This is a genomic window from Xanthomonas sp. NCPPB 1067 (assembly GCF_020783795.1).
Classification (GTDB): domain Bacteria; phylum Pseudomonadota; class Gammaproteobacteria; order Xanthomonadales; family Xanthomonadaceae; genus Xanthomonas; species Xanthomonas melonis.
Genome location: NZ_JAJGQG010000001.1, coordinates 357,799 through 369,773, shown reverse-complemented (window position 1 = coordinate 369,773; position 11,975 = coordinate 357,799). Strand labels below are relative to the sequence as shown.

The window sequence follows — 11,975 nt, the reverse complement described above, 5'->3', positions numbered from 1 at the left end:
ATGCGCGCACGTCTGCTCTGCGATCACCGCGCCGCCTACGCCAACCCGGTCCGCTTCCAGGCCGGTCAACGGGTCAGCGTCGGTGTGCGCGACGAAGAATGGCCGGCGTTCGCCTGGGTCACCACCGACGGCGGCCGTGCGGGCTGGGCACCGCTGGCCTGGCTGCGCCCGCTGGGCGACGGTCTAGCCGAAGCGTTGCGCGATTACGACGCACGCGAACTCGACGCCCCGGCAGGCGAGGACGTGCTGCTGCATCACGAACACGGAGGCTGGTGGTGGTCCGAACGCGCCGATGGCGCGCAGGGCTGGCTACCGGCCGCCGATCTGGAACTCCTCGAAAACACCCTGCCGCCGTTACCGGCGGCACAAGAGAATCTGCCATGAGCGAAAGCAAGAATTTTCACCTGCCGGATCTGGGCGAAGGCCTGCCGGACGCCACCATCGTCGAATGGTTCGTCAAGGAAGGCGACAGCGTGCGCCTGGACGAGCCGCTGGTGTCGATGGAAACCGCCAAGGCGGTGGTGGAGGTGCCCTCGCCGTTCTCCGGCACCGTGGTCAAGCTGGCCGGTGCGGCCGGCGATGTGATCGTGACCGGCGCGATGCTGGCGCAGTTCGCCCTGGATGCCTCGCAGCCGCAGCGCGCCGATGGCCAGGACACCGGCCACGGACATGGGCACGGTGGCGCGCAGGCGCAGGTGCATACGCCCAGCACCGGCCAGAGCGCGGCCGGTCCCAGCGAGCGCGTGGTCGCGTCCGACAATGGCGGCGAGATCGCCGATGCGGATGCCGGCGCCGATGCGCCGGGCGAGCGCGACGATGCCGGCACCGTGGTCGGCGCCATGCAGAGCTCCAACGCCGTGCAGAGCGAGCAGGCCATTGCCGTCGGCGGCGTGCGCGCCATGCCGGTGGTGCGCGCACTGGCGCGCAAGCTGCGCGTGGACCTGGCGCAGGTGCGCGCCACCGGCCCGGACGGCACGGTGACACTGGCCGACGTGAAGCAGGCAGCAGCCGCGGGCACCGCGCGGCCCTCACCCGGCGCGCAGGGTGCGCCGACCTCTCCCGCCAGCGGGAGAGGTGGACCGATGGGTGACGGGGGGAGCGGTGGTCCGATCGGTGGCGGTGGGAGAGCTGCTGGGATCGCTTGCGATAGCAGAAATCGACCGGCAACGGCGACCCTTCTCCCGCGTGCGGGAGAAGGTGCCCGCAGGGCGGATGAGGGCAGCACTGCCCGCTCTCCGCTCTCGTCCAGCGGCAAACCGATGCGCACCCAGCCGCCCGGCACCAGCGTCAAGGGACAACCCGAACAGCTCAAGGGCGTGCGCCGCAACATGGCACGCGTGATGGCCGACGCGCACAGCAAGGTGGTGCCCACCACGCTCAACGACGATGCCGACCTGCACGCCTGGCAGCCCGGCAACGATGTCACCGTGCGCCTGGTGCGCGCCATCGTGCGCGCCTGCCAGGCGGTGCCCGCGCTCAACGCCTGGTTCGACGGCGACGCGCTCAGCCGCACCCTGCATCACCAGGTCGACGTCGGCATTGCGGTGGACACCGAAGAAGGCCTGTTCGTCCCGGCGTTGCGCAATGCCGACATGCTCGATGCGCACGGTATTCGAGAAGGCGTCAACCGCCTGCGCCAGCAGGTGGAAAGCCGCAGCATCGCTGCCTCCGAACTCAGCGGCTACACCATCTCGCTGTCCAACTTCGGCATGTTCGCCGGGCGCTATGCCACTCCGGTGGTGGTCCCGCCCTGCGTGGCCATCGTCGCCGCCGGCCGCGCGCGCTACCAGCTCACTCCGGTGATGGGCGGAGTGGAAACCCACAAGGTGATGCCGCTGTCGCTGACCTTCGACCACCGCGCCGCCACCGGCGGCGAAGCCGCGCGCTTCCTGCGCGCGATGCTCGACGATCTGGCGTTGGCCAGCTAAGAGCGGCTGATAGACCGTCGCCGGCGGTCGTCAGGTCGGCGCAGCCTCCGTTGTGATTTCCATCGGCGCACTGCCAGGTAACAGGTGCGGTGCCCGACCGCTTGCGGGACCGTGTGGCGGCATGGAGGCCACCACCGCGCCTGCCGGGATGGATTCCCGGCCGGTCCCACACGCGGTCAGGACATCGCGCGCTCGACCGGCGTGGTCTGAAGGCATCCGGATTGCGTCAATGCTCCAGGCTTCGGTCGCCATACCAGGCGCTTGAACGGTTTGGACAAGGGGTTTTTCTGAAGCGGATGATCAACGCGCCGCAAGACAGCGACCTCGCGTAACGCAGCACCGACCATTGCAGCTCGAATGCCTGGATAATGGCGCATGTCATTTTCCGCTCTCTCGCTGTCGCCGCAGCTACTGCCGTTTTTCGAGACCGCGCTGCACCAGGCCGGCCACCGCACGCCCACCCCGATCCAGCAGCAGGTGATCCCGCCGATGGTGGCCGGTCGCGACCTGATCGCGATGGCGCAGACCGGCTCGGGCAAGACCCTGGCCTACGCGCTGCCGCTGCTGCAGCAACGCCTGCTCGCGCCAGACGCGGTCCCGCGTGTGCTGGGCGCGCTGGTGCTGGTGCCCACGCGCGAACTTGCCGCGCAGGTGGAGACCACGCTGCGCCAGCTGGCCGCGCATCTGCCACGACGGCTGAAGATCGTCGCCGCCACCGGCGGCAGCTCGATCAATCCGCAGCTCTTGGCGCTGCGCGGCGGTGCCGACATCATGGTGGCCACGCCCGGCCGGCTGCTCGACCTGGTCGAGCACAACGCGCTGCGCCTGGGCGAAGTGACCACCCTGGTGCTGGACGAGGCCGACCGCCTGCTGGACCTGGGCTTCGGCGCCGAACTCGATCGCATTCTCGCGTTGCTGCCTGCGCAGCGGCAGAGCGTGCTGGTGTCGGCCACGTTTCCGCCCGCCATCGCCATGCTGGCCAAGCGCCGGCTGCGCGACCCACTGCGCATCACCGTCGAAGCAACGCCCGCACAGGCGCCGGCGATCGCGCAACGTGCCATCGCCGTGGATGCCGGCCAACGCACCCAGCTGCTGCGCCAGTTGCTGCTCGATCACCGCTGGCCGCAGTTGCTGGTGTTCGTCGCCAGCCGGCACAGCGCCGAAAAGGTCGCCGAAAAACTGGAGAAGGGCGGCATCAGCGCGCAACCGCTGCACGGCGAGTTGAGCCAGGGGCGCCGCGAGCGCACGCTGTCCGCGTTCAAGCAACAGGCCGTGCAGGTGGTGATCGCCACCGACCTGGCCGCCCGCGGCATCGATATCGCGCAGCTGCCGGCGGTGATCAATTACGACCTGCCGCGCTCCACCGTGGATTACACCCACCGCATCGGCCGCACCGCACGTGCCGGCGCCAGCGGCGTGGCGATCAGCTTCATCACCGCCGACAATGCGCAGCAATGGCGGTTGATCGAAAAACGCCAGGGGCTGCGTATTGCCGCCGAGGTGATCGCCGGTTTCGAACCCACGCCCAGCGACGCACCCGCCACAGGCACGTGGACACGCGCAGCCGATGACAACGGCGGCATCAAGGGCAAGCGGCCCAGCAAGAAGGACAAGTTGCGTGCGGCCGCACAGGCCGCGACCAAACCGGGCTGAGGCGCGCGGCAAGCGCAGCATCGCACCGCCGCAGCCGCTGCTCGGATCGGCAGGCTGCGTACGGCTGCCAGACCTCGCTGCTGCAGGACGGGCACGCCGGCCCCGCGCGCTGCACGACGCAATATCGCTACCCGCGATGCCTGGCCCGGGACCTCCGACGCGCTGGCACGCAAGACCTGCAGAGCCTGCGCCAGGCAGTTGCGGGCGGCGCCCGGAGGGCCGCGGTACCCATGGATACCGGCAAGCGCCGCACCCTGCTTGGCGGCGGCACGGTCATGCGGTCGTTCGAACTGCTGCGCTCAGTCCTGCTCGAAATCCAGCTCGCCGCCGGCCGGCGCCTCGCCATTGGCACGCGGGGTGCGCTTGGCGGGCTTGCGCAGGATTTCTACGAAGAACTGGTCGCCACCGTCGCCGGTGAGCGCATTGATCGAGCGGATCAGCTCTGCCGGCGGCAGCGGCTGCGCGCTGGCCTCGTCCACGCCGAAGCGCATGTCGAAATCCCAGTAATCGGCCCCTTCCGGCAGGTCCTTGCGGCGCTCGCGGCGGATGTACTTGCGGATATCGTGCTTGCTGGCTTCCAGCAGACGATCGCGGTTCTTGCCTTCGAGGTTGAGCTGATAGGTCTTGCGCATGGCGACATCGGTTGTGGGAACTGGCCGCCTATTGTGAGGCCAAGGCGGCATCCTCGGTGAATCCGGAAGCCGGCGGCGCTGCTGACCAGTCCCATGGCGCTGTGGGCAGCTGTATTGTGGCAGCGCCGCTGTGTTCTCGGCCGTCTTCGCGCCATGCCGAATCCCGCTCCATCTCAGCGCAGCCCGAGCTGCTTGCGCAGGCTGCCATCCACTGCCTTAGCCGGCATCAAACGGCGCAGCTTGCTCAACAACGATGCCTGGCCGGCAGGCGTACGCCGCATGCGCCATGTGCCCAGCGCCGCATCCAACACGGTCGTGGCGACGCCAGCGGGGTCCGGTGCGGTCTGGATCTGCCGGGTGACCGCGCCGACCACCACGGCTCGCTCACGGTCGTACTCGGCAATAGGGGACCGTGCCGCCGGCGAATTGCTGCCCAGGCTGGTCCTGGTGTACGACGGTTCCACCAGGGTGACACGCACGCCGAACTGGCGCAGCTCGTGGTCCAGCGTTTCCGACAATCCCTCCACCGCATGCTTGGAGGCGGCGTACAACCCCATGTACGGCGCCGGCAGGAATCCCAACACCGAGCTGATGTTGACGATGCGTCCCTGCCGCCGGGCGCGCATCTGCGGCGCCACCGCCTGCACCGTGCGCAGGATGCCCAGCACGTTGGTATCGAAGAGCGTCGCCGCTTCGTCGGTGCTGGTTTCTTCCACCGCACCCACCAGGTTGGTGCCTGCGTTGTTGACCAGCACATCGATACGGCCCGCCCGGGCGATGATGCCATCCACCGCGCGCTGCACCGACGCCGCATCGCGGATATCCATTTCCACCAGCTCCACACTCGCCAACGGTGTGGCGCTGGCGAGGTTGCGCACGGTGCCGTACACGCTGCAGCCGCGCTGCACAAAGCGCTCTGCGGCAACCCGGCCAATGCCGGACGACACGCCGGTGATCAGCACAACAGTCTGCTGTTGCATTGGGATTCCTTTGAAAGAGAGGGGATACGATCAGATGCGCAGCGGACGGCTGCGCTCGGGGAGAAGCAATCAACGAACGCGTGCCCCAGCTGGCGGCAACGGCGGCGTGGCTGCCGTTGCCGCTCATGCTCAGACGTGCTGCGCAACCGCCGGGGCGCTGCCGCCGTCGGGCCGGATCTTGAACCAGATCGAATACATGGCCGGCAGGAACACCAGGGTCAGAATGGTGCCGGCCAGGGTGCCGCCGATCAGCGTGTAGGCCAGCGTGCCCCAGAACACCGAGTGGGTCAGCGGAATGAAGGCCAGGATCGCCGCCAGTGCGGTCAGGATCACCGGTCGCGTACGCTGCACGGTGGCTTCCACCAACGCATGGAACGGGTCCAACCCTCCGGCTTCGTTGTGGTGGATCTGCCCGATCAGGATCAGCGTGTTGCGCATCAGGATGCCCGACAGCGCAATCAAGCCCACCAGCGCATTGATGCCGAACGGCTGCTGGAACAGGATCAAGGTCGGCACCACGCCGATCAGGCCGAGCGGGCTGGTCAGAAACACCATCACCATCGCCGAGATCGAGCGCACCTGCAGGATGATGATGAGCAAGGTGGCCGCCAGCATGATCGGGAACAACGGCAGCATGGCGGTGGTGGCCTTGCCGGATTCCTCGATGGAGCCCGCCTGCTTGATCTGATACCCGCCAGGCAATGTGTCGATGATCGGCTGCAGCTGCTTGGTGATCGCTGCCGAGACATCCGGCGGCTGCAGCTGGTCGTCGACATCGCCACCCACGGTGATCGTCGGCACCCGATCACGGCGACGCATGACCGGCTCTTCCATGCGCACATCCACCTTGCCCACCTGCGACAACGGCACGCGTTGGCCATTGCCGCCGGCCAGGGTGAAGTCGGCGATACGCGCCGGATCAAGCCGTGCGTCACCGGCCGAACGGGCGACCACCTGCACGCTGCGGATATCTTCGCGCACCAGCGTGATCGGCACGCCGCTGAGCAGGAACTGCAACTGCTGGGCAACGGCGGCCGAGGTCAGCCCCACCGCCTGCAGGCGGTCCTGGTCCAGGCTGAAATGCAGCGTCGGTGTGCGCACGCCCCAATCGGTATTGACCGTGCGCAGCATCGGGCTGTTCTGCATGACCTGCTCGACCTGCGCAGCGATGCCACGCAGCACCTGCGGGTCGGGACCGCTTACCCGGTAGGCGACCGGGAAGCGCGAGTACGGGCCGAAGGTCAATTGCGTCACCCGCACGCGCGCTTCCGGTGCCAGGCCTTGTGCGATCGCCTCACGCAAGCGCAGCTTCAGCGCATCGCGCTCGTGCTGGTCGTCGGTACGCACCACGATCTTGGCGAACGAAGGGTCCGGCAGTTCCGGGCCCATCGCCAGGAAGAAGCGCGGCGCACCCTGACCGATGTACGCGGTCACGATCTTTGCTTCCTTCTGCCTGGACAGCCAGGCTTCCACCTTGGCGGCCGCCGCACTGGTCTGGGTGATCGAGGTGCCGTACGGCAGCTGCACTTCCACCAGCACTTCAGGGCGATCGGAGATCGGGAAGAACTGCTTCTTGACGATGCCCATGCCGACGATCGCCAGCACGAACAGGCCCACCACCGATCCGGCCACCAGCCACTTGCGGGCAATCACGCGGCCCAGCGCATCGCGGAAGCGGTTGTAGCGCGGCGTGTCGTACATCGCCGCGTGGCCGCCTTCGACCTTCTTCATCTCGGGCAGCATCTTCACGCCCAGATAGGGCGTGAACACCACCGCCACCACCCACGACACGATCAGCGCGATGCCTACGATCCAGAACATGTTGCTGGTGTATTCGCCGGCGGTGGAAGCGGCAAACCCGTTCGGCATGAAGCCCACCGCCGTCACCAGGGTGCCGGACAGCATCGGCGCGGCGGTATGGCTCCACGCATAGGCCGATGCGGCAACGCGGCCATAGCCTTCTTCCATCTTCACCACCATCATCTCGATCGCGATGATGGCGTCGTCCACCAGCAAACCCAGCGCCAGGATCAGCGATCCCAGCGTGATGCGGTCGAAATTCTTGCCGGTGGCCAGCATCACCACGAACACTGCTGCCAGCGTCAGCGGCACCGCGGCAGCCACCACGATGCCCACGCGCCAGCCCATGCTGACGAAGCACACCAGCATCACCACCAGCAGTGCGACGAAGAACTTGGTCATGAACTCGCCGACCGACGCGTCGATGTTGACCGCCTGGTCGGTGACCTTGCTCAGGCTCATGCCCAGCGGCAACTCGGCATTGATCGCGCCCACTTCGCTGTCCAACGCTTTGCCCAGATCCAGCCCGTTCCAGCCATCGCGCATGATGATGCCCAGCAACAGCGCCGGTTCGCCCCCACTGCGAATCATGAAGGTGGACGGATCTTCGTAGCCGCGTTTGACGGTGGCGATGTCCGACAGCTTCAAGGTGCGGCCCTGCACCACCATTGGGGTGTCGCGGATCTTCTGCAGGCTGTCGAGCGCGCCATCGAGCCGAATGAACACCTGTGGGCCACGCGTTTCCACCGACCCGGCGGCATTCAAGGCGTTCTGTGCGTTGAGTGCAGCAAACACGTCCTGCGGACTGACGCCCAGCGTGGCCAGGCGCTCGTGCGAGAACTCCACGAAGATGCGCTCGGGCTGCTCCCCAATGATGTTGACCTTCTTGACGCCCGGCACATGCAGGATGCGCTGGCGCAGGGTCTCGGCATCGCGTGCCAGCAAGCGCTGCGGCTCGCCCTTGGCCTTCAGCGCGAACAGCGCAAAGGTGACGTCGGCATATTCGTCGTTGATCAGCGGCCCGATCACCCCGGCCGGCAGGTTGGCCACTTCATCGCCGGCCTTCTTGCGCGCCTGGTAGAACTGCTCCTGCACCTCACCGGGCGGCGTGCTGTCCATCAAGGTCAGCGTGGTGAACGCAAGACCGGGGCGCGTATAGGTTTCGGTGCGGTCGTACCAGCGCAGCTCCTGCATGCGCTTTTCGAGCTTTTCGGCCACCTGGTCCTGCATTTCCTGCGGCGTGGCACCCGGCCAGGCGGTCACGATCGTCATCACCTTGATGGTGAAGGCCGGGTCTTCGGCACGCCCGAGCTTGAGAAACGCCACCAGGCCGGCCAGCGAAATCAGGAAGATCAGAAACAGCGTAATGGAGCGCTCGCGCACCGCGAGCGCCGAGAGATTGAAGCGGCCCTCGCTCACGGCTGCGCTCCTGCCGCCTTGGCGGTACCAGCCGTCGTGGCAGTGCTGCCGGCAGCGCCGGCACCGGCGATGCGCACATGCTCACCCTCGCGCAGCAGATGCGCTCCCAGGGCCACGATGCGCTCGCCGCGCGCCAGCGTGCCGGCGACATTGGCGTGGTCGTCTTCCAGGCCGAACACGGTCACCGGCCGCCAGCTCACCTTGGCCGGGTTGCCGGCAATCACCCACACGCCCGGCCCCTTGCCGGCGTCGAACAAGGCAGCCAGCGGCACCTGCACGCCCGCCCGGGGGCCCGATACGGCGCCGTCGGCAACGCGGAGACTGACCGTGGTGCCGAGCGGCGCCTGCCCGAGCGCGCCGTCGAGCACGTAGCGTGCCTCGAAGGTGCGGGTCAGCCGGTCCGCGCTCTCGGACAGCTGGCGCAAGGTGGCCGGCACGCGGACGGCGGCGTTGCCGAACAGCGTGGCCTGGGCCACCGATCCGAGCTTCGGGCGCAGCGTCTCCGGCAACTGGATGACCGCCTCGCGCGGACCGGCGTGCGCAAGCCGCACCACCGGCTGTCCGGCCGCGACCACTTGGCCCGGCTCGACCAGCGTCTCCATCACCACGCCGTCGGCATCGGCCAGCAGGTCGGAGTAGCGGTTGGCGTTGCGCGCCACGTCGGCCTGGGCCTGCGCGGCGCTCAACTGTGCCTTGGCCGCATCGGCGGCCGCCTTGATCTGATCGTAGGCCGAGGCCGAGATGGCCCCGGTCCCGCGCAGATCGCGGTACCGGGCTTCATCGTCGGCGGCCTGCTGCGCGCGCGCGCGCGCGGCGGCCACCGCGTCCTGCTGCGCACGTGCAGCCAGTTGCAGATCCACCTGGTCGATGCGCATCAGCGGCTGGCCACGCTTGACGCTCTGGCCGGCATCGACCAGCCGCTCGGACACCTTGCCTGCCACCCGGAAGCCCAGGTCGCTCTGGACCCGCGCCGCGACGGTGCCGGAAAAACTGCGCGCCGCCGCGACGGCATCGCTGACCGTGGCCACCCGCACCAGCGGGGTGGCAGTACGTGGATCAGGCTGTGCCGTTCCGCCGCAGGCACTCAATACCAGCGGCAGGACACTCAGAACGGAGCTGACAACAAGGCGGTGCCGAAACATGGGAATCCCGGAGCGATCTGGTGAAGGCTCGCATCCTGGGACTTGTGACTAATTACGTCAATAGTCACTAGCGACTTTCTTACGGCGAGAGGCTCCGTAGCACGACCCCGGACAACAGCGCAGGCACTTCGTCGGCATGTTCCAGGCTGTGCTGCAGCAGCAATGGATTGATGTACGGGCGCATGACCAGATAGATGGCAGCACTGGCTTCGTCCAGCGGCGTCTTACGTTCGAAGTCGCCGCTGGCACGCCCCTGCTGCAGGATGTCCTGCAGCAGTTTCTGCAGGCGCGCCTCATAGGCGACCACCGACTGCCAGCGCTCCACGGCCGCAGAGGTGGCAATTTCGTACAGCTTGCGCTCACGCGAGAACAGCCGAAGGCTGGCCTCGATCACCACCTTGAACATGCGCCGCAGCTTCTCTGCCGGCAGCTCCGCCTCTGCCACGGCGGCCTGCACCTCCTGCTCGATCTCGCGCAGGCAGTGGGTGCAGATCATCTCGCCGATGGCCTGCTTGGATTCGAAGAACTTGTAGATATAGGCCTTGGAAAAGCCGATCGCCTTGGCCAGATCGGACACGGCGGTCTTCTCGTAACCGTAGCGACTGAAATGCTCGGTGGCCGCGGCCACGATCTGGTCGCGCACGTCGTGATCGGCCGGCCCACGGCCCGATACCGGGTAACTGGATGCTTTGCTCATGCCGACAGCTTAGCGCCGTCACCGTCGACTTACAAAAGTGACCATTTCATACTATAGTCACCAATCTTTCAACGCTTTGGTCCCGTCATGCCGTCACTCCGCCTCCTTGCAGTGTTCGTTGCCGTCAGCCTCGCGACGGGCTGCGCGGTCGGTCCCGACTACACCCGTCCGGACGCCCCGCTCCCCGACCGCTTCGTTGGCCAGGCCGAGGTCGTCGCGCGCCCCGCGAGCGGCCATTCAGATCTGGCAACCTGGTGGAGCGGTTTTGGCGACCCGGACCTGAGCCGCTACGTCACCGCCGCACTGGCGCAGAACCTGGACTTGGCGCAGGCCACCGCGCGGGTGACCCAGGCCCGCGCCGGGCTGACCGCCGCCACCGCCGCGCTGCTGCCTTCCGGCAACCTCAACGGCAGCGCGACGCGTGCCTACCAGTCGCTGGAGACCCCGCTGGGGCAGGTGCTCGACAGCACCCCCAACTTCGATCGCTACGCCAGCCTCTACGACGCCAACCTGGGCGCCAGCTGGGAGCTGGATCTGTTCGGCGGGCTGCGGCGTGGGCGCCAGGCCGCACTGGCCGACTACCAGGCCACCGACGCCAGCGCAGCAGCCACGCGCCTGGCGGTCGCCGCGCAGACCGCCGACATCTACATCAGCATCCGCGGCCTGCAGGCCCGGCTGGACGTGGCCCAACGCCAGATCGCCACCCAGCAAGGTCTGGTGTCGATGGTGACGCTGCTGCACGGCAAGGGCTTGGCGGCCGAACTGCAACTGCAGCAGGCCCGGGGTGCACTGGCCCAGGCGCAGGCCACGGTGCCCGGGCTGGAGGCCGGGCTGGTGGCGGCCATGAACGCGCTGGATGTGATGCTGGGCGTGGCGCCCGGCACTCACCGCAAAGAGCTGGCGGCCAGCAAACCCATCCCGGCGGCGCCGCAGATCGCCGATAGCGGCTCGCCGGCCGACCTGCTGCGCCGCCGGCCCGACCTGATCGTCGCCGAGCGCCGCCTGGCTGCTGCCAATGCGCGCATCGGCGTCGCGATGTCCGAGTACTACCCCAAGTTCTCATTGAGCGGCCTGCTCGGCAGCGCCACGGCGATCTCCGGCGCCAACCTGTTCTCCGGTGATGCCGCCCAGGCGTCCGCGGCGCTGGGGCTGCGTTGGCGGCTGTTCGACTTCGGCCGCATCAACGCGCAGATCGCCCAGGCCAAGGGCCAGGAAGCCGAGCAGTTGGCCGCCTACCGCCTGGCCGTCTTGCGCGCTACCGAAGATGTGGAAAACGCCTTCACCGCGCTGGTCAAACGCGAGCAACAGGCCCATGTGCTGACGCAGGGTGTCGAGGCGCTGGGCAAGGCGCGCGACGCCTCGGCACTGGCCTACGAAAAAGGCACCGTCAGCCTGATCGAAGTGCTCAACGCCGACGACAGCCTGCTGCGCGCCTCCGACGCGCAGGTGCAGGCGCGCACCGAGGCTGCGCGCAGTGCGGTGGCGACGTTCAGGGCATTGGGTGGTGGCTGGCAGACTGGAGGCAATGAGGCGGTGGCGGTGCAGCGGCAATAGCAATAGCGGTAGAGCACGTGTGGCTTCGCCCCGTACCCTCACCCCAACCCCTCTCCCGCAGGAGAGGGGCTCCGGCTGCGCGCACTCCCCCGCACAGTGAAAAGACATCCCTTCTCCCGCCGGGAGAAGGTGCCCCGCAGGGGCGGATGAGGGTATGTGCGGAGCCTGGA

Annotated in this window: 9 protein-coding genes; 4 read left to right on the top strand and 5 right to left on the bottom strand. The window is 67.8% G+C overall.

The genetic code is table 11. The features are described from left to right. The 3 genes from LL962_RS01570 to LL962_RS01560 all read left to right on the top strand — a co-directional run bounded on the left by LL962_RS01570 (window position 1) and on the right by LL962_RS01560 (window position 3,581). The gene (locus LL962_RS01570; RefSeq protein ID WP_104586153.1) at window positions 1–384 is read left to right on the top strand and encodes an SH3 domain-containing protein; all 384 of its coding nucleotides are present in this window, start codon (window positions 1–3) and stop codon (window positions 382–384) included. Further along, entirely contained in the window at window positions 381–1,928 is a 1,548-nt protein-coding gene (locus LL962_RS01565) for a dihydrolipoamide acetyltransferase family protein (RefSeq protein ID WP_228315633.1), read from the top strand. Before LL962_RS01570 ends, LL962_RS01565 begins: the two co-directional genes overlap by 4 nt. A 375-nt stretch (window positions 1,929–2,303) precedes the next feature. Next, a complete protein-coding gene (locus tag LL962_RS01560; RefSeq protein ID WP_228315632.1) occupies window positions 2,304–3,581 on the top strand; it encodes a DEAD/DEAH box helicase in 1,278 nt (425 codons plus the stop codon). Between the two features lie 299 nt (window positions 3,582–3,880). Here LL962_RS01560 and LL962_RS01555 read toward each other — a convergent pair whose 3' ends face one another. The 5 genes from LL962_RS01555 to LL962_RS01535 all read right to left on the bottom strand — a co-directional run bounded on the left by LL962_RS01555 (window position 3,881) and on the right by LL962_RS01535 (window position 10,251). Continuing rightward, complete coding sequence (locus tag LL962_RS01555; protein ID WP_104586161.1) at window positions 3,881–4,213, bottom strand: DUF6172 family protein; 333 nt, start codon at window positions 4,211–4,213, stop codon at window positions 3,881–3,883. Between the two features lie 173 nt (window positions 4,214–4,386). Next, window positions 4,387–5,193, bottom strand: coding sequence for an oxidoreductase (locus LL962_RS01550; protein ID WP_228315631.1), 807 nt, complete (start codon window positions 5,191–5,193; stop codon window positions 4,387–4,389). A gap of 129 nt (window positions 5,194–5,322) precedes the next feature. Then, complete coding sequence (locus tag LL962_RS01545; protein ID WP_228315630.1) at window positions 5,323–8,412, bottom strand: efflux RND transporter permease subunit; 3,090 nt, start codon at window positions 8,410–8,412, stop codon at window positions 5,323–5,325. Then, entirely contained in the window at window positions 8,409–9,554 is a 1,146-nt protein-coding gene (locus tag LL962_RS01540) for an efflux RND transporter periplasmic adaptor subunit (RefSeq protein ID WP_228315629.1), read from the bottom strand. The genes LL962_RS01545 and LL962_RS01540 overlap by 4 nt, the downstream gene beginning before the upstream one ends. 79 nt (window positions 9,555–9,633) lie before the next feature. Next, a complete protein-coding gene (locus LL962_RS01535) occupies window positions 9,634–10,251 on the bottom strand; it encodes a TetR/AcrR family transcriptional regulator (RefSeq protein ID WP_104586169.1) in 618 nt (205 codons plus the stop codon). 87 nt (window positions 10,252–10,338) lie between these two features. Between LL962_RS01535 and LL962_RS01530 the strand changes: the two genes are divergently transcribed. Then, entirely contained in the window at window positions 10,339–11,805 is a 1,467-nt protein-coding gene (locus LL962_RS01530; RefSeq protein WP_228315628.1) for an efflux transporter outer membrane subunit, read from the top strand. Window positions 11,806–11,975 lie beyond the last annotated feature (170 nt).